At 71.6% G+C, this 18,151-nt stretch carries 16 protein-coding genes; 8 read left to right on the forward strand and 8 right to left on the reverse strand.

The annotated features are described in order from the left end of the window. Window positions 1–60 precede the first annotated feature (60 nt). The 4 genes from IH45_RS0101220 to IH45_RS0101235 are packed head-to-tail and all read left to right on the forward strand — an operon-like array spanning window position 61 to window position 4,658. A complete protein-coding gene (locus IH45_RS0101220) occupies window positions 61–1,608 on the forward strand; it encodes a hypothetical protein (RefSeq protein ID WP_158812838.1) in 1,548 nt (515 codons plus the stop codon). Beyond that, window positions 1,605–2,354 carry an ABC transporter ATP-binding protein gene (locus IH45_RS0101225; RefSeq protein WP_234440389.1) on the forward strand — a complete coding sequence of 250 codons (750 nt, stop codon included), beginning with the start codon at window positions 1,605–1,607 and terminating at the stop codon, window positions 2,352–2,354. The genes IH45_RS0101220 and IH45_RS0101225 overlap by 4 nt, the downstream gene beginning before the upstream one ends. Then, window positions 2,351–3,568: an ABC transporter permease gene (locus IH45_RS0101230; RefSeq protein WP_030659922.1), complete on the forward strand. Its 1,218-nt coding sequence runs from the start codon at window positions 2,351–2,353 to the stop codon at window positions 3,566–3,568. The genes IH45_RS0101225 and IH45_RS0101230 overlap by 4 nt, the downstream gene beginning before the upstream one ends. A gap of 7 nt (window positions 3,569–3,575) precedes the next feature. Then, window positions 3,576–4,658, forward strand: a complete 1,083-nt coding sequence (locus tag IH45_RS0101235) for a hypothetical protein (protein WP_050514427.1) — start codon at window positions 3,576–3,578, stop codon at window positions 4,656–4,658. 7 nt (window positions 4,659–4,665) lie between these two features. On the opposite strand, the gene IH45_RS0101240 is transcribed toward IH45_RS0101235, so the two are convergent. Further along, complete coding sequence (locus IH45_RS0101240) at window positions 4,666–5,571, reverse strand: LysR family transcriptional regulator (RefSeq protein WP_030659927.1); 906 nt, start codon at window positions 5,569–5,571, stop codon at window positions 4,666–4,668. A 72-nt stretch (window positions 5,572–5,643) separates the two neighbouring features. Here IH45_RS0101240 and IH45_RS0101245 point away from each other — a divergent pair, with 72 nt between their 5' ends. The 3 genes from IH45_RS0101245 to IH45_RS0101255 all read left to right on the forward strand — a co-directional run bounded on the left by IH45_RS0101245 (window position 5,644) and on the right by IH45_RS0101255 (window position 8,380). Beyond that, on the forward strand, window positions 5,644–6,033 hold the full coding sequence (locus IH45_RS0101245; protein ID WP_030659929.1) for a RidA family protein: 390 nt from the start codon (window positions 5,644–5,646) through the stop codon (window positions 6,031–6,033). An 82-nt stretch (window positions 6,034–6,115) separates the two neighbouring features. Next, window positions 6,116–7,030 (forward strand): LysR family transcriptional regulator, encoded by a 915-nt coding sequence (locus IH45_RS0101250; RefSeq protein ID WP_050514428.1) that lies wholly within the window; start codon window positions 6,116–6,118, stop codon window positions 7,028–7,030. Between the two features lie 210 nt (window positions 7,031–7,240). Beyond that, the gene (locus IH45_RS0101255) at window positions 7,241–8,380 is read left to right on the forward strand and encodes an epoxide hydrolase family protein (RefSeq protein WP_030659932.1); all 1,140 of its coding nucleotides are present in this window, start codon (window positions 7,241–7,243) and stop codon (window positions 8,378–8,380) included. A 36-nt stretch (window positions 8,381–8,416) separates the two neighbouring features. Here IH45_RS0101255 and IH45_RS0101260 read toward each other — a convergent pair whose 3' ends face one another. Genes IH45_RS0101260 through IH45_RS1000000149675 form a run of 4 tightly spaced genes read right to left on the reverse strand, consistent with a single transcriptional unit; the run spans window position 8,417 to window position 11,560 of the window. After that, window positions 8,417–8,752, reverse strand: a complete 336-nt coding sequence (locus tag IH45_RS0101260) for a DUF6092 family protein (protein WP_030659934.1) — start codon at window positions 8,750–8,752, stop codon at window positions 8,417–8,419. Then, window positions 8,709–9,299, reverse strand: coding sequence for a nitroreductase family protein (locus IH45_RS0101265; protein WP_050514429.1), 591 nt, complete (start codon window positions 9,297–9,299; stop codon window positions 8,709–8,711). Before IH45_RS0101265 ends, IH45_RS0101260 begins: the two co-directional genes overlap by 44 nt. Before the next feature lies 1 nt (window position 9,300). Beyond that, complete coding sequence (locus tag IH45_RS0101270) at window positions 9,301–10,668, reverse strand: cytochrome P450 (RefSeq protein WP_234440390.1); 1,368 nt, start codon at window positions 10,666–10,668, stop codon at window positions 9,301–9,303. A 1-nt stretch (window position 10,669) separates the two neighbouring features. Next, window positions 10,670–11,560 (reverse strand): tRNA-dependent cyclodipeptide synthase, encoded by an 891-nt coding sequence (locus IH45_RS1000000149675; RefSeq protein ID WP_050514430.1) that lies wholly within the window; start codon window positions 11,558–11,560, stop codon window positions 10,670–10,672. A 319-nt stretch (window positions 11,561–11,879) separates the two neighbouring features. Between IH45_RS1000000149675 and IH45_RS1000000144925 the strand changes: the two genes are divergently transcribed. Next, complete coding sequence (locus IH45_RS1000000144925) at window positions 11,880–12,554, forward strand: class I SAM-dependent methyltransferase (RefSeq protein ID WP_158812841.1); 675 nt, start codon at window positions 11,880–11,882, stop codon at window positions 12,552–12,554. Between the two features lie 416 nt (window positions 12,555–12,970). Here the strand turns inward: IH45_RS1000000144925 and IH45_RS0101285 are convergent, their stop codons facing one another. From IH45_RS0101285 to IH45_RS1000000146085, 3 genes are all read right to left on the reverse strand, one after another. Continuing rightward, the gene (locus IH45_RS0101285) at window positions 12,971–14,098 is read right to left on the reverse strand and encodes a glycosyltransferase (RefSeq protein ID WP_078897105.1); all 1,128 of its coding nucleotides are present in this window, start codon (window positions 14,096–14,098) and stop codon (window positions 12,971–12,973) included. A gap of 83 nt (window positions 14,099–14,181) precedes the next feature. Then, on the reverse strand, window positions 14,182–15,534 hold the full coding sequence (locus IH45_RS0101290) for a hypothetical protein (protein WP_030659946.1): 1,353 nt from the start codon (window positions 15,532–15,534) through the stop codon (window positions 14,182–14,184). Window positions 15,535–15,613: 79 nt separating this feature from the next. Further along, a complete protein-coding gene (locus IH45_RS1000000146085) occupies window positions 15,614–17,923 on the reverse strand; it encodes an NHL repeat-containing protein (RefSeq protein WP_078897107.1) in 2,310 nt (769 codons plus the stop codon). Between the last annotated feature and the right edge of the window lie 228 nt (window positions 17,924–18,151).

Consider the following 18,151-nt stretch of genomic DNA (forward strand, 5'->3'; position numbering starts at 1 on the left):
GCATCCACACCGAAGGAGTCCGCGGCCCCGGAACCCGCGGCCACGCAGCAATTCGATCTCTTGGTCAGCAAAGAGAACGGCTACTACTACCATCCGTTCCTGCGCCAGGCCCCGGCGGGCCCACAGGCGCAGTCCTATGCACTGCGGACGCTTTCCGAACTCGGCCACGAGCCCAGATCGAGCATGGCCTCGGACGAGGCCGAGTCATTCCGCCGCGGAGCGCTGGAAACATCCTCGCTCTGGGGCCGTGACTGGATGATTCCGCTGCGCCGGGCCGGTGCCGACGAAGTGCTCGGTGACGGTGACGCCGAGGCCGTGAACAAGGCGCGGGCCAAGGGCGGTTGGTACGTCGACTCCGCCCTCGGCGACGAGGGCGACGCCGCGCGCCTGGGCTCCACCTGGGCGGCCCTCGAAGTGCTCGACGCGCTCGGCCGGCTGACCGCCCTCCCGCCCGGGGACCGGGCGGCCACCCTGGCCTGGCTGCACTCGCTGGCCGGCCGGCCCCGCGCCGTCGACCAGAGCAGTGCGCTGGCCCGCTGCCTCCAGCTGCTGAAGGAACCCGTCCCCGACGCGCTCACACGGATCGCCGCGCCGCGCACCGACGACTTCGCGAAGCTGACCCCCGACGACCGAGCGGCCCGGCTCGCCGACACCTACAGCCATGTGGTGATCCAGGAGGCCGCCGGGAAGCGGCCCGCGATCGACCGCACGGTGTGGGAGCCGGTGCTCGGGGACGGCGCCGCGACGCTTCCGTACGAGCAGCTCTACAAGCTGGTCCACATCCTGAAGGCGGCGGGCTCGCCGAAGAATATCTTCGCGCCGGTGATCAAGCGGCTGGACGACGACCGGCTCGACGACGGGACGGTGCGCGACCCCGGCGCCTACATCGGCAACCCGGACGCCTCCCTGTTCGTACAACGGCTGCGGGCCCTGGCCGGCTGGTCACGGGAGGACGCCGGCCTGCGTACGGCGCTGGAGCGCGAGGAGAAGTCCCCGGACGCGAGCCAGGAGAGCGCCGAGCGGCTGAACCGCGCCGCCTTGCGCAAGGTCACCGCGGGAGGCGATGCCGGCGCGCAGGCGCGGCAGCTGTGCGCCGATCCGCGGGTGCTGCCGGACACCGTCACCGAGCAGAACGCCACCCAGTGGCAGCGCACCGCTCTGAACTGCGCCGATGCCGGCGCCCCGGTCGCCGTCCCCAAGATCGGCACCTGGAGTCCGGACACCCCGGACCGGGTCGTGGCGGCGGCCACGGTCGCCGTGGGCCTCGCCGACAGCGGCCGGCGCGGCAGCGTCCCGTCCTGGATCACCGCCGACGCCCTGAAGCAGTGGGCGCGGAATCCGGGCCGGTTCCCCTCCGTGTACGGCTACGTGCTGGTCGCCCGCGCCTACGTCCTGCTCGGCGGCGAACCGGACGCGGCACTGCGCGACGCGCTCAAGCGCGGGATCACGCCGTACAAGGGCTGCCCCGGGCTGCCCGACCTGTACCAGGTCGGCGGCGGCGACCCGGCCTGCGACCTGAAGACCACCTGGGGCGTGTGGACGCTGGACCGACAACTGGACGGCGCCATGGGATGGCTGCCGGCCACGAAACCGAGGAACGACACGTGAGCGAGAGTTCGGTGCGCCCGCTGCTGCGGGCCGACGGCGTGGGCAAGTCCTACACCCTGCGCGGCAGGAGGGTCGACGTCCTGCGCGATGTCAGCCTCTCCGTGCGCGGCGGCGAGGTCACCGCCCTGGTCGGGCACTCGGGTTCCGGCAAGACCACCCTCCTGCACATCCTCGGGCTGCTGGCCCCGCCGGACAGCGGCCGGGTGTGCATCGAGGGCGCCGGCGGTACGGGGCCGGCCGACACGTCGGGCCTCCCGGACGGGGCGCTGGCTGACCTGCGCCGTAGACGTCTGGGCTTCGTGTTCCAGTCGTACAACCTGCTGCCGCAGCACTCGGCGCTGCGCAACGTTGCCCTGCCCTTCCTCGGCAGCCGCGGCGCGGGCGAGGCACGTGCCCGGGATCTCCTGGCCCGGGTCGGTCTCGCGGAGCGCGCCGACCACCTGCCCGGCGAACTGTCGGGCGGCGAACAGCAGCGGGTCGCCCTGGCCCGGGCGCTGGTCAACGACCCGCCCGTCGTCCTGGCCGACGAGCCGACCGGCAACCTCGACACGGACAGCGAGGACGTCCTCCTCAAGCTGTTCCGGGAGCTGGCGGACGAAGGCCGGGCGGTGCTCCTGGTGACGCACAACCCGACGGTGTCGGAGTCCGCGGACGTGGTGCACCGCATGGAGAAGGGCACGCTCACGGCCACGGACACACGCGACGTCCGGAGCGGGCCGACGACCGGGACGGGGAGCACGGAATGAGCATCTTCAGTCTGGCGCTGGCCAACGTCCGCGCCCTGCGCCGCAGGCTGTTCGGCCTGGTGGCGCTCGTCTCGGTCGCCGCCGCCGTCTGCCTCGGCGCGCTCGGCATCGCCGACCGGGCGCAGAGCGCCACGGACACCGGCGTCGAGGAGAGCAGCGCCAACCGCAGCATCACCGTCGACCGGCCCGACCAGCGCCCCGACGCCCCCCAGCTGACGGAGAACGCCGCCGCGCGCCTCGCGAAGCTGCCGCACGTCGCCTCCGTGCAGCACCGGGTACAGGTGTCGTTCGGCGTCATGACCAAGGCGGGCGACACCGTACTGCTGTACGCGACGACCCACCGGCCGGCGATGTCCCCGCCGGTCACCAAGTCCGTACGCGAGAACCTCTTCCCCCTGCGCCCGGGCGAGATCGTGGCACCGGCCCTGTCCCAGGGCGTGGACCTGGGCAAACTGGTGGGCCAGGACATCGACATCGAGACCACCCGCTTCGTACGGCAGGGCGAGGGCACCGGCGTCAGCGGCCACGCCCGCCTCGTCGGCGTGTACGACCCGGGCTGGCAGCTGGACAATCCGGACGCCGCGTACGCCGCCGACGCCACCGTGATCAAGTGGGCGGCCGAGCGCGGCGGACAGCCGGAGCAGAGCTTCCTGCGCACCACCGGCTACGACCAGCTGACCGTGGTCGCGCGGACGGCGGCGGACGTACCGGCCGTGACCCGCGCCGTACAGCAGCTCGGCTACCCGGCCGTCACCCTCCAGCAGCGGCTCGACGCCCTGCCCGCGGTACTGGAGATGATCCGGACGGTGGGCCGGGTGCTGCTCGGGGTGCTCGGGGTGCTCGCGTTCGTCGGCGCCGTCACCGTCACCGGCGCGCTGTCCCGGCAGCGGGCCCAGGAGATCGGCATCCTCAAGGCGGTCGGTTTCCGGACCAGGTCCGTGCTGACGATGCTGGTCACGGAGATGGCGCTGGCCGGAGCGGTGGCCGCGCTGATCGGCACCGTGCTCGGCGCGGCGCTCGGCAGCGGTGCCGCCGCGCTGCTGCGGCGCAGCGCCGACCTGGCGCCGTACATCGAGGGCCGGGTGCTGCTGCCGCCCGCCGGCACCCTGCTGCTGCTCTTCGGCCTGACGGTGCTGGTGGTGGCGGCGGGCGCACTGGCCCCCGCGCGCCGGGCCGCGAGGATGTCCCCCACAGATGCAATGAAGGACTGGTGAACAGGCCATGCCCCACCTCACGACACGCAAGCACGGCCGCAGGCCGGTCTCCCCGGTCCGTACGGCCCTCCTCCTGGCCGCACTGGGCTCGACGGCCGCACTGACGACGGCCTGTTCCGCCGGCCCCGCCGGGGTGGAACTGGGTGACGACTGGGAAGGCTCCAAGACCTTCGCGCTCGCCGAGGTCGACGGCCTGGTGACGGTCGTGGGCATCAACCCGGACAGGCCCGGCGCGCAGAGCCTGGCCGCCGTACCCCAGCAGGCCGACGACGATGACGCGGTCAGCCCCCACATCGCTCAGCTGGCCGACGGCCGCTGGGTGGTGACCGTGCCCCGCAAGGACGACAAGCCCGACCGGCGGTACGTGGTCAACCGCAAGGACCACACCCTGGACGGCATGGCGGGGGACGAGCGGCTGCGCCGCATCCTGCCCGGCAAGACGCTGGTCGGCGAGGTCGCCGGACTGCCCGACACCAAGGCCGCGGACGGTGCCCCCGCCTCCAGTGTGCTGGTGCGCGACCCGGCCGACTGGTCCACCAAGCGCGAGCTGAAGGTCCCCGGGACGATCGGCTTCGCCGCTTCCGACCCGTCCTCGGACACGGTCTGCCTCGGCAGCGGCTCGGACACCCGCCCCCGGATCTCCGTCGCGAACCTGTCCGACGGCAAGGTCACCCCCGTAGCCGTTCCGGACGGCCTGGACGTCAAGGCCCTCGCCTGCCGGGCCGGGCACCCGGTGATCGCCGGCTCGGACCCGTCCGGCAAGTCCGGCCGGGTGAAGGTCTCGGTCACCGCCGGAGCGGACGCCACGACGGTCTCCGTGAACGGCGGCCGGGTCGACGCGGTGCGGGCCACCGGCTCGTCGATCGTCGTCGCGGCGGCCAAGGGGAAGGACACCGAACTGGTGGAGGTCGACGCCACCAGCGGCAAGGAACTCCACCGCGCCCGCGTCAAGGACCTCGCCGCGTCCTTGAACATCACCCCCACCTCGGCAGGCTGGCTCGTCTACACCGAGAACACGGTGACCCGCGTCAACCTCACCACGGGCGAGACCAAGCAGTTCGACCTGCCGGGGACGCTGCAGGGCTCCTGACACGGGCTCAGAAACCGTCCGGCTGACCTTGGCTGATGGTCGCCAGCAGCTGGGCCACCAGCGGGTTCTCGTCGTTCTTGCGCCAGGCGACAGCGACGCGCGTACGGGCGGTGCCGGGTTCGATGGTGCGGAAGGCGACGCCTTCGAGCCGGATGCGCCGGATGCTCGCGGGTGCCAGGGAGACGCCGAGCCCGGTCTTCACCAGGGCGCACACGGTCTGCCACTCCACCGCGTGCTGGGCCACCCGCGGCGTGAAACCGGCGTCCGCGCACAGGCCGGCGATCTGGTCGTACAGCTGCGGACCGACCGCCCGGGGCAGCAGCACGAAGGGCAGGTCCGCCAAGTGCGCCACCTCCACGGCGGGTTGGGCGGCCAGCGGGTGGGCGGCGGGCAGCACGGCCACGAAGGGCTCGCGGAGCACCGTCCGGAAGCCGAGTTCCGCCTCGGGGTACGGCTCGCGCACCAGGCCGATGTCGATGGTCCTGTCGTGCAGGGCGGCGATCTGCGGCGCGGTCGTCATCTCCTGGATGTCGAGGTGCACGTCCGGGAACCGCTGCCGGAAGGTACGCAGCAGACCGGGCAGGACGGTCAGGGCCACGGAGGCGGCGAAGCCGATCCGCAGGCGTCCGGCCCGGCCGCTGCCGATGGCACGGGCCGCGGCCAGCCCGGATGCGAGGTCGGTGAGGACGCGCCGCGCGGCGGGCAGCAGCTCGTGGCCGGCCGGGGTGAGCACGACGCCTCCCGGCCGGCGGCTGAACAGCGCGTAACCGACCTTGTCCTCCAGCCGGCGGATCTGCTGGCTCAGCGGCGGCTGGGCGATGCCCAGGCGGGCGGCGGCGTGACCGAAGTGGAGTTCCTCGGCGAGTACGACGAAGGCGTGCAGCTGAGGGAGGGGAAGCTCGGGCCGTTCCATACGCCCAGAGATATCAGATGATAGCTACAGCTGTATTAGACGTATCGGTACTGGTCACTTAGCGTTCGGCACATGACAGAGCGACGTGCGATCCTCAGCGGCTCGACCTTTGAGGAGCAGATCGGCTATGCCCGCGCGGTGGTGGACGGCGACTGGGTGCATGTGTCCGGGACGACCGGGTTCGACTACACCGCCATGACGATCTCCGACGACGTCGTGGAGCAGGCCGAGCAGTGCCTGCGCAACATCGGGGCCGCACTGGCCGAGGCGCAGTGCACCTTCGCCGACGTGGTGCGGGTGCGCTACCTGCTGCCGGAGCGCGCGGACTTCGAGCCCTGCTGGCCGGTCCTGCGCCGCTGTTTCGGTGACGTCCGGCCGGCCGCCACGATGCTCGTGTGCGGTCTCGCCGACCCCCGGATGAAGATCGAAATAGAGGTGTACGCGCGGCGAAGCGCCGCATGACGGCGCTCGGGGCGGGACGGGGCGGTCCTCGGCCGGCCTCGCCGCCCCTGACATCGGACCGAGAAGAAGAGACGCCGCGCACATGCTGGAGACACGGGAAATAGAAGCGTTCCTCAGCGTCGCCGAAGAACTGCACTTCGGGCGGGCCGCGGAGCGGTTGCGCCTGTCGACTTCGCGGGTCAGCCACCTCATACGGGCGGTGGAGCGCCGGGTGGGCACCCAGCTGTTCGTGCGCAGCAGTCGTTCCGTCACGCTGAACCCGCACGGCGCGCAGCTCTACGCGGGCCTGCGCGCTGCCTACATCCAGATCGAGCGCGTCCTGGACGACGTGCGGCGCGCGGGTGCGCTCGGCGGCGGAGTGCTGCGCGTCGGCTTCTCCACCACCGTGCCCGAGAAGCTGCGGACCGGACTGGTCGGGGCCTTCGAGCGCAGCCACCCGGAGTGCCGGGTCGTCGCGTCGGGGCTGCCGACCACGGACCTGTTCCGCTGGCTCGGCAAGGAGTGGCCCGTCGACGTCTTCGTGACCTGGATGCCCCCGGCCTCGGCGCCCGCCGAGCTCCCGTTGCGCATCGGTCCGGTGATCCACCGCGAACCGCGGGCCGTCATGCTCGGCTCCGGGCACCCGCTGGCCGGGCACGACACCGTCGACATCGAGGAACTGGCCGCGGGCGGGCATCCGGTGATCTATCCGCAGTTGCCGGCGTGGTTCGGCGAGCACTGGGCACCGGCGACCACGCCCGCGGGACGGACCGTGCACCTGCGACGGCTGCCCGCCGGGTACGTCGAGGACGTGCTGCGCATCGTCGCCGAGGGCGAGTGCGCGCATCTGACGTTCACCTCGCTGCTGGAGGCGTACGGCCGCCCGGGCGTTGCCCTGGTCCCGCTGACCGGACTGCCGCCGGTTGCGGTGCGGGCGGTGTGGGTGGCCGGGCCGCAGGAGCAGCTGGCATCGGCGTTCGCCGAGTGCGCGGCGGCGTTCACCGCCGATGCCGGGTGACCCGGCGCTTCCGCCCGAGGGGCCCGGCTGTGTCGCCCGGCCGCGCCGGCCTCCCGGCTGTGCACGGGCTCTTCGCCACACCAGGCATCCCGACCGCCCCACACGTCCCGACCGCCCCGCGCGGCGGCGTCCGCATCCTTGCGTCTGGCATCACGACCGTGTTGCACTTCGCCGTTGATGCAGGTCACAGGCCACGACAGGCTGTGTCGCATGACAGAGATCAAGCGATTCCAGATCGACATCCCGCAAGCCGACCTCGACGACCTGCGCGACCGGCTCGCCCGCACGCGCTGGACCGAAGAACTGCCCTCGGACCCCGACGCCGCCCCGACGGGCCCGGTGCAGCCCGGCTGGGAGCGCGGCGTGCCCCTGTCGTACGTCAAGGACCTGGTCGAGCGCTGGCGCACCACGTACGACTGGCGTGAGCACGAGGCCCGGCTCAACGCGTACCCGCAGTTCACCACCACCATCGAAGACCAGACCATCCACTTCGTGCACGTGCGCTCGCCGCACCAGGACGCCACCCCGCTGATCCTCACCCACGGCTGGCCGAACACCTTCGTCGAGTACACCGGCCTCATCGAGGGCCTCACCAACCCGGCGGACCCGGCCGACGCCTTCCACGTCGTCATCCCCGACCTCCCCGGCTTCGGCTTCTCCGGCCCCACGCGCCGGCCCGGCTGGAACCGGCACCGGATCGCCGCCGCCTGGGCGGAGCTGATGCGCCGGCTCGGTTACCAGCGCTACGGGGTGCACGGCAACGACGCCGGCGCGTACGTCGCCCCCGAGCAGGGACGGCAGAACCCGGAGAACGTCATCGGCGTACACGTCAACCAGCTCTTCTCCTTCCCGAACGGCACCCCGGGCGAGTTCGACGGCCTGGAGGAGCAGGAGCTGGCGGCACTGCGGTTCCTCCAGGACTTCAACAGCGAGATGTCGGCCTTCGCCGACCTGCAGGCCACCAAGCCGCAGAACCTCGCGCACGCGCTCGCCGACTCGCCCGCCGGCCAGCTCGCCTGGATCGGCCAGCTGCTGGGCACGGCCGTGGACCCGGACACCGTACTGACCATCGCCACGATCTACTGGCTGACGAACACCGCCGCCTCCTCGGCCCGTCTGTACTACGAGGACCGGCACACCGAGCACCCCACGGAGCCGACGACCGCCCCGACGGGGCTGGCGAGCTTCGCGTACGACTTCCGCCCGACCCGTAAGTTCGCGGAGCGCGACCACGGCAACATCGTGTCGTGGAACGAGTTCGACCGCGGCAGCCACTGGGCCGCCCACGACGCCCCGGACCTCCTGGTGGGCGACCTGCGCCAGTTCTTCCGAGGACTGCGCAAGGGCTGAGCCGCCCCGCGGACGGGCAGCGGTGGACGGAACGCCTCACAGGAGGCGGGAAGCGCCCGCCCGGCGGGCCATGACCACGTCCAGGACCTGATCGCAGGTGGTCCGGAGCAGGGAGGGGAGGTCGACGTCGGCCATGGAGCCGCACATCGCGTTCTCCAACTGCTCGCGGACCCGCGTCAGGGCCGGGTCCGGGGTGCCGTGCGTGTCGAGCAGTTCCAGGGCGCGGCGGGCGCCGTCGGCGCAGCGGGCCGGGCCGTAGGCCGGGGGCTCGTCCAGCAGGCCGTGGCCGCTGCTCAGGAGGAAGGCGGCCAGCAGGACGATGTCATCGTCAAGGTCCGGCTGACGCGGCGGTGGGGGAGGTCCAGACGTCATGGTGGATCACCTCGTCGCGGTCGCGTCGGGCGGAGGGGCGTACCGGGGCGGCCGGGTGGCCGACCGGTACGAGCAGGACGGGTTCGAGGTGGTGCGGCAGGGCGAGCAGGCGGTGCACGGCGGTGCGCGAGAAGCTGCTGACGGGGCAACCGCCCAGGCCCGACGCGTGCGCGGCCAGGAGCAGGTTCTGCACGGCCATGGCCACGCACAGCAGCCCGGTGTCCTGGGAGCCGCTGTCCTCGCGTACGGCGCGGTCGCGGTCGAAACAGGCCGCCACCACCAGCGGCGGCAGGCCGATCATGCCCGGTGCGAAGGCCCGCAGACAGCGCACGGCGTACGGGTCCCGGACGGCCACGAACGCCCACGCCTGCTTGTTGGCGGCGGTGGGCGCCGTCGGCATCACGTCCAGCAGCTCTGCCAGCAGCGCGTCGGCCACCGGCTCGTCGGTGTAGCGGCGCACCACCGCCCGGGAGCGCAACAGGCGCAAGAACGCCGCTGCCGTCGTCGCGGAACCGGTCGCCTCCGGGGCGGTCTCCTGGCTGAGCATGTCACCACAGCACCGGCAGGCGTTCGGGCGTGCGCTTGATCCAGCCGGAGCGCCAGTCGACTTCCTCGGCGGGGATGGCGAGGCGCAGTGCGGGCAGGCGCCGGAGCAGGACGGTGAGCGCGGTGGCCGCGTGGGCGCGGGCCAGTGCGGTGGCCGGGCAGTAGTGCCGTCCGCTGCCGAACGCCAGGTGCGGGTTGGGGGTCCGTGTCAGGTCCAGCCTGTCCGGCGCGTGGAAGACGGCCGGGTCGTGGTTGGCGCCTTCGACCAGGACGAGGACGAGGTCGCCCGCGGCGATGGGCGTACCGGCCAACTCCGTGTCCTGGCTGGCGATGCGCGGCAGTGCGTCACCGATGGACAGGTTGTACCGCAGCAGTTCCTCCACCGCCGGGCCGATGGCCTCGGGGTGCTCACCCAGCCACCGTCGTCGGTCGTCGTCGCGCAGCAGCAGCATGACCGCCGACGTGAGGAAGGCGGACGTGCTGACCGCCCCCGCCTCGAAGAGGCTGTGCAGCGTCATCGTCAGGTGCTCGTCGGTGCCCGGGCCCTCCGTGCCGTCGCTTCCGGCGCGGACCCGCGCCAGCGCGCCGAGCAGGCCGGGCGCATCGGTGGCACCGGGCGCCCGCAGACACTCCGACATGTAGGACATCCCCTTGTCCCAGTTGGCAAGGGCTCCCTCGAACGGGCCGGGCGCGGTCATGATGCTGATGTCCAGGCCGCTCATCAGCCGACGCCAGTCGGTGTCGGGCAGTCCCAGGACGGTGCACATCACGTACGCGGTGTACGGGTCGGTGAACCGGTCCTTGAGGTCGATCGGCGGGCCCTCGGCCAGCACTTCGCCGATCAGCGCGTCGGCCCGCCGGCGAAAGTGCTCGGTGGCCCGCTTGATCTCGCGGGGTGACAGGGCCCGCATCACGGCGTCCCGCATCCCCTCGTCCTTGATGCGCGCCAGGTTCTTGCGGATCTGGATGGGGAAGGTGGCCGCGTATTGCTGGCGCGCGCCGGGGGCGGCGGTGGCGGACAGGCTGAAGTTCTCGTCGTCCAGGACGCGGGTGGCCAGGTCGTAGGTGGACACCAGCCATGCCGGGTCGCCGGCCAGCGTGCGCACCCGGGCGACCGGGCGGTGTTCGCGCAGCCAGGCGCACTCGGCGGGGACGATGTCACCGCGCCGGGAGAGCGGGAAGGCCACATCCACATCCGCGGGTTGACCGGCGTGCCCGGCGTATCCGGCGTGCTCGCCGGGGAGGGGGAAGCTCTCCGCGGCCGGGCAGGCCGCCTTGTGCCCGTCCACCCGAGGAGCCCGGCCCGCTTCCTCGGCAATCGGGACGGTTGCGGGCGCCGGGGCCCCGGCCGACGTTGGCTGTCCGTTCACATCAGACTCCGTTCTCCGAGGAGATGTTCCGGCACATATCCGGCTGAGGGACGTGGCCGTCTTCGCGTACGAGACGGTTCTTAACGGACCTGAGGGTTCGGCCGGGCGCGGAATTCCCCGTGCCTTTCGGAGGGCCGGAGTGGGGCGGCCGGTGCGGAGCCTCATCCGGTGTCACCGCCAGGAACGCCTGGTTGTCCGCGGCCCGCAGGCCGTTGTCCCGCATGCACAAGGGACCGAGAATGGGGGTGAACAGGTGGTAGCAGGAGACCGATGAGGGAACGCCGAGAATGCTCGGGGTGTCCACGAAGAAGGGCAGTTCGCCGCCGAGGTACTGCAGACCGGCCTGGAAACGCCGGTGTTCCGCCGCGTCCCCAGGGCCGTTGCCCGAGGTACCGAAATCGATATCGTCCGCCCCTTGCGGGCGGCCCAGCAGATGGAGGCGGATCATGTCATGGCAGGCGTTCGCGAATTCCGGGTCCTCACGCAGGGCCCTGTCGATATCGGACCGCAGGCTCTGGTAAGCCGGATTTCCCTGGAAATCCGACAGCAGGTGGGAGCCGGGCCGTGGCCCGTCGGGCGATGCCGCGTCGACGGCCTTGCGGATCCTGCGGCGCACGTCGGTGACGCGTCTGCGAGCACGCCGTCCGACGTTCTCGGGGGCCGCGCCCTCGGCGGTCAGCACGGTATCTATGTGAAGGTCCGCGCAGATGATGTCGACGGCCCGGAAATGCCCCTGGGCCCAGTGCACCAGAGCGGTGAGTCGTTCGGCGCTGAAGTAGCTGTTGTTCGTGCTCACCCCGATCAGCGCGTGATCGCCACGCTGCCGGATGCGGTCGCACCGGTCGGTGAAAGGCCGTGTGCGAAAGGTGACGGCAGACCGCGACGCGCCCATGCCGAACCTCCTGATCTCCCCGGATGACATACGGAATACGCCCGGCGAAGTCGCCGCAGCCGATTCCCACGGTCGGCCGCGGCTCTGCCTTTCGCAACCAGAGCGCGTTACGTCCTACGGGTGCCCGGGGGCGGGCGACGTCGACCTCGCCCCCTGCGCGATCCACTCATTCGGCCCACAAGAATGTTTCGGAACAGGGCCTTGCGCCCAATGAATGCCCCGGCGCGCGCTCGCGCCAAAACCTCGGCAAGGCGCCGCGTACCGGATCGGCGAACGGGAAAGCCATGCACATGCACCGCACTCGAAAGGCGGCTTTTTGATGGCCGCCGAGGAAATGACACCATACGGCCGGGAAGCCGCGGAGGTGGCCGATCAGGTCGCCGCGCAGTACGCCGAGGAAGCCCCGCGGCACCAGCAGTCCCAGATCGCTGCCGTCGAGCGGCTGCTGCCGCGGCTGCCGCGCGCAGCCCGGGTCCTGGACGCGGGCTGCGGTACCGGCAGACCGACCTGTGCGCAGTTGTCCGCGGCCGGGCTGGACGTCACGGGGATCGACGTGTCGGAAGCGATGCTGACCGCGGCACGCGCCAATGTGCCCGGGGCCCGCTTCCTGCAAGTGGACCTGCTCAGCGAGCAGGCCGCCGACCTGGGCACGTTCGACACCGTGGTCAGCTTCTTCTGCCTGATGAACCTCCCCGAGCCGGTGTTCGTCTCGGCGCTGGCCCGGTTCGCCTCCCTCACCCGGCCCGGCGGAACGGTTCTCGTCGGCGTCCCGGAACGCCCCGGCGGCGCCCCCGTCAAGGGCCTCTCCGGCACGTACCACCCGCCCCGGTGCACCCGCCAGGACCTGCTCCACCGCGCCGGACAAGCCGGCTTGAGGGTCGAGGAACTCGATGCCCGGCCGGGCACCGGCATCATGGGCGCCCCCGAGACACACCTCTACCTGCACGCCCACCCGGCCACGCGCTCCGCCCGCTCCGCGGGAGTGCGCCGGTAGGGTGCCGGAACCCGGCGAGTTGAGCGGAAGTGTGTGTCCAGGAGGCTCGGCCGACCTCACCACCCGTCCCCGACCGCCCGGCGCCTCCTCAGGGCACCGCGACCCAGGCCGTATCACCCTGCGGCAGTCGCCGTCCGTGGACGTCCCGTCGGGGTGGCTGTACAGCGGTCAACGCCTGAACCACCTGGCGCCGGGGCGGCAGAAGCTTGCAGAGGGACGCTCCCGCCATGACGAGCGTTGTCGCCGCGACCACGGTGGCCAGTGCCTGGAAGCCGGACCCGGGCCGCGCGAGACCCTTCACCGAGAGCGCCGACGCCCCGCCGACACCGAGCGCTCCGGCTGGTGGCAGTGCTCCGTACACGCGATCTGCCCCCCGATGACGGTGCCGGACGATGAACGGTGAGCCGTGACGGGGCTCAGGTGGCGCGCCAGTGCTCCTCCCTGCGGCGGGCCATGTCCCACAGGGAGCGGATGTAGACGGCGTGCTGGAACATGTCGTAGGCCAGCTCGACGGCCAGCGTGCCGGCCAGCACCTGGGACTTCCAGCCGGCCCCGCGCGCGGTGACCGCTTTTTCCACGACGAAGACGAGGCCGACGGCGATCCAGAAAGGGGTGAACTCCGGCTTCCCCCGGGCCAGCATCCATCCGGTGAAGACGAGGTAGAGGGCGAGGAAGAGGACGGACAGGCCCATGAAGCCCTGGCGGAGGAAGTACGGGGCGGTGACCCTCGTCCAGCCGTAGTCGCGCAGGTTCTCCAGGGCGCCGCGCTGCCAGCGCAGCCGCTGGTGCCAGAGCTTGGGCAGGCTGATCATGACCTCGGTGACGACACCGCAGCCGGGCGGGGAAACGGTGCGGTAGCCCAGCGTCTTGACGGCTTTGGTGATCTCGTCGTCCTCGGTGAGGGAGGCGAGGGAGTAGTAGGAGGCGCCGCCGCCGATGAGACCGTCGAGGCGGGCTCGCCGCACTTCGCGCAGGGTCGCGACGCGAAAGAGGGTGGCGGTGCCGGTGAGCACGTCGGCCCGGGATTCCCGCCGGGCTATTTCGCGGGCGTAGCGGTGGAATTCGATGCGCTGGAGCGCTCCGAGCAGACCGCCGCCCTTCTCGCCGTAGAAGATGCCGCCGACGGCTCCGACGGTGGTGTCCATGGCGGCGAGGGCGCTGGCGAGGAAGGACGGCTGGAGCATGGTGTCGGCGTCCTGGACGAGGACCATGTCGGTGTCGTCGAGGGCGGTCAGGAACCGGCCGAGGGCCTGGTTGAGGGCGCCGGCCTTCTTGTGCCGGTTGTCGCGCGACTCGATGACGGTGGCCCCGTTGGCCCGGGCGGTCGCCGCGGTCGCGTCGGTGCAGTTGTCGGCCACGACGACGATGCGGTGCGGCGGACGTTCCTGGCGGTGCAGCGCCGCGATCGCGGCGGCGATGCGTTCGGCCTCGTTGTGGGCGGGGAGCAGCGCGAGGATGTGCGGGGCCGCGGCCCGGGGGACCGCGGCCGTCCTGTCGTGGCGGGCGCGGGGAGCCGGGCGTCGTCCGGGGCGGGGCCATCGCATGCGGGTGCTCCTGGAGCGGTGTGGTCCGGGTACGTGGGAGGAGCGGGGCGCCGCGCCGGGTGCGGGGCGCCCCGTTGCCCGGGTCAGCTGCCGGGGCTGATCTCGATGGTGTCCTGCGCGGTGGCGAAGACCGGCTCGCCCAGCTGGATGCCGACCTGCGCGCGTCCGGCCGGGGCCGTGGCCTCGACCTCCACCGCCGGGTAGACCGAGACCCAGGCGTCCTTGCCCGGCCCGCTGGGCACCAGGTCCAGCGGTACGGCCGGGCAGGTGAGGGTGCGGTGGTCGGCCGACAGCGCACCCGTGGCGACGATCTCGTGGTGCTCGTCCTCCCAGCGGGTGAACGCCACCCGGTCCTCGGTGAACCGCAGCCCCTCGGGGGCGGTGAAGACCGCCTTGACGGTGCCGATGGTGTGCCGGCCGGTGTTGCGGACGACGAAGGGCGGGTAGATCCAGCGGTCCTGGCCCGCGGTCGCCGTCAGCGTCCGCGTCTTGACGGTGGCCCGCAGGCCGGTGTCGACGCTGCGCGGCGCCGTGTACCGGTAGTAGACGCTGCCGAGCTGGAAGGCGTCCTCCGGCTTGGCCTCGTCCCAACGCAGGGTGCTGGGGGAGCCGTCGGGATTGACGGACTGCGGCCAGACCAGGAAGCGGTAGTAGCCCGGCTTGTCGCCGAGCTGCCGCAGGTCGATCGCGGGCAGCGCGGTCTTGCGGCCGGTACCGCTGTCCTTGTGCCCTTCGGCCTTCTGCAGCTGGGGAGTCGGGGTGTAGTGCGAGGGCGTGCCGTCCTCGTGGACGAGCTGGTAGTAGACGTGGTCACTGTTGTTGCTGGACACGCCCTGCTCGCCCTGGCGCAGATTGACCAGATCGATGATGAACTTGTCCGCGGGGATACGGCCGTTGTCCGACACGTAGCCGAATCCGGCCTGGCTGTTGGGCGTCCCGCCCCAGTTGTTGTCGTACGGGAGCCGGACGAAGGGACGGCCGACCTTCTCGGGGTCGCTCTGCTGCCAGGCGCCCGCGAGCACCTCGATCTCCGGGTCGGCCGTACGGACGTCCCCGTTGTCGAGGGTGACGTCGACACGGATCCGGTACGTGCGGCTGTAGGCGGGGCGGGGGTCGGCGTCGACGTTGAGGTCGCCGCGCAGGGTGAAGGTGATCAGGTCGGCGTCGTCGAGGAAGGTGAGGTCGATGACCTCGTACTCCTGGTCGATGCCGCTCCGCCCGCGCTTGACCTCGGCGGCGGGGATGTCCGCCTGCCCGTTGCCCGTGTACGAGTACCTGATCTCCTTGATCTTCACCCCCATCGGGACGCGGATGCGGCCGTCGTAGCGGAACTCGCTGTCCCAGACGGCGAAGCGGTTCGCATGGCCCAGGGTTCGGATGCCGGTGCCTTCGGGGTCGTGCGGCGTGGGGCCCTGGGGTGTGGCGGGAGTGCTCATGCGTGATGTCTCTGCTTCCTGCCGGGAGGGATGGGCGATACGGACCGGGGCACCCGCGGCGGGTGCCCCGGCGCTTGTGCTACGGGGTCTCGATGACGATCGACGCCTGGCCCGCGGCGAAGGGCGGGTTGCCGACCTGGAGGGTCACACCGACCGTGCCGGGAGTCGCGAAGGAGTCGGCCTCCATCGCCGGATAGATCAGGACCCACTTGCCCGGATCGATGTCCAGCCGCGCCTGGCGGCAGACGAGTTGGCGCCCGTCGGCCGACCGCTGGCCGATGTTGACGACTTCCTGGCCGCTGACCTCGTGCCACAGCGCCACCCGGTCCTCGGCGAACCGCATGCCCTGCGGAGCGGTCAGCACGATCTGCTCGGCGCCGATGGCGCGTCGGCTGGTGTTGGTGACCTGCAGAACCGCCGGGTACACCCACTGGTCGCCCGGCCGTACGCGTGCTTTCTGCGACTGCGTCTGGGCCACCTGGGCGGTGAGGTCCGACTGGACGCCGGTGATCGTGCCGGATATCTGTATCGGGGCGAGGCGCCCGATGCTCGCGGAACCGTTGTCGTAACGGCCGGGCAAGGCGTTCGTCCGGGCCTGCACCGGGATGGTGTAGATGAGCGAGCCCGTGTCGCTGGTGGTGGTGTTGAGGTGCGGGTTCGCTGTGATGACCAGGGTCTGCCCGGAGTCCTCCACGCCGTGGTCGAGGGGGCCGGTGATGATGCCGTGGATGGTGTCGTGGTAGGCGTAGGCGGGCTGACCGCTGAAGGTGAAGCCGTCCGGCGCGGTGAAGCGCTGGACGATGTCCCCCGGGTTGACCGGCTGGCCGGTGCCGGAGATGTACTTCACGGTGAAAACGGTCCGTTGCCCCGGCGCGGCGGTGGGGATCGTGTCCTGGATGACGGTGAGGGCGGTCTCGTCGGCGACCGGCGCGGGGACGACGACCGTCACGGGCAGGCGCTCGGCGTTGTCCTTGAGGTTGATGTCGCCGCTGTACTGGATCTCCAGCGTGGAGTGGTAGATGCCCGGAGGCGTGGCATCGGGTGCGCTGACGCGGAAGACGCCGTCCAGGGAGCCCTGGTGGGGCGACAGCTGCTGACCGGTGAAGGTGCGGGTGAGCCGCCGGTCGCCGGTGGCCGGCACGCCCGCCAGGCCGTCGGCGAGGTTCAGTACGACGGTGACGAAGCGCCCGTCGACCGGGTTGGGACCTCGGTTCTTGATCCGGACGCCGAGGTCGAACACCTGGCCGCGCTGGGCCGCGTACGGGGAGACGCTCTCGCCGTACAGGTCCGCGGCGGGCGGCAGCGGCGGGGTCATGTCGGCGACGGCCGTCACGCCGCGGACCCGGTGGTTGCCGTAATCGCCGATGTACAGATTGCCCGCGGCGTCCAGCGCCACTCCGACCGGGTTGTAGAGCCGGGTGGCGGCGGCCGGTCCGCCGTCGTCGATGTAGCCGGCGATCCCGTTGCCCGCGACCGTGGTGATGGTGCCGCTGGCGGACACCCTGCGTACGCGGTGGTTGCCGCTGTCGCCGATGTACAGATTCCCCGCGGCGTCCAGCGCCAAGCCGTGGGCATGGGAGATGCTGGTGGCGGTGGCGGGCCCACCGTCGGAGATGTATCCGGGGGTGCCGTTGCCCGCGACGGTGGTGATGATGCCGACAGGGGTCACCTTGCGGACCCGGTGGTTGAGGAAATCGGCGATGTACAGGTTCCCCTCGGAATCCACGGTCAGCCCGGACGGGTGGTAGAGCTTGGTGGAGGTGGCCGGTCCGCCGTCGGAGACGTACCCGGCCTGGCCGTTGCCGGCGATCGTGGTGATGGTCCCGGTCGGGGTCACCTTGCGGACCCGGTGGTTGGACCACTCACTGAAGTACAGGTTTTCCTCACGGTCCACGGCGATGCCGTGCGGATAGTTGATCTTGGTGGCGATGGCCGGTCCGCCGTCGGAGACATACCCCCCTTCGCCGGTGCCGGCGACCGTGGTGATGGTGCCGGCGGGGGTGACCTTGCGGACCCGGTGATTGGCGCCGTCGGCGATGTAGACGTTGCCGGCGTCGTCGACGTCCACGTCGATGGGTTCGTTGAGCTTGGTGGCGATGGCGGGTCCGCCGTCGGAGACATACCCCGCCTGACCGTTGCCCGCGATGGTCGTGATGATCCCGTCGGGAGTCACCTTGCGGACCCGGTGGTTGTAGCGGTCGGCGATGTAGAGGTTGCCCTGCTTGTCGACGGCGAGGCCCAGAGGGAGGTGGAGCTTGGTCAGCGGTGCGGGCCCGCCGTCGGAGAGATATCCGGCGGCACCGGTGCCCGCGACCGTGGCGATGACGCCGTCGGACAGGCCTACGGGTTGTGGTCCGGTTCCGGTGCGCGTGCTCGATTCGCCTGCCATCAGAGCTTCTCCCGTCTGCGGGCACGGCACATCGGCGCGGGCCTGCCGCGCTGATGAGGGTGGGTGGGATGGGCCGGGGCACGCCGGAGCTTAGTCACCGCGCTCCGGTGGCCATCCACGCTTCTTCCGGACAATCCGCCCGAGGCGGGAACGGCCTCCTTGCGCCGTGGCAGCACATGCCAACCGGATCTCTGACCTCCGGCGGAGGCCCGGCCTCGCCTTCCTGTG

Source organism: Streptomyces rimosus subsp. rimosus (assembly GCF_000720725.1).
GTDB lineage: Bacteria > Actinomycetota > Actinomycetes > Streptomycetales > Streptomycetaceae > Streptomyces > Streptomyces rimosus_A.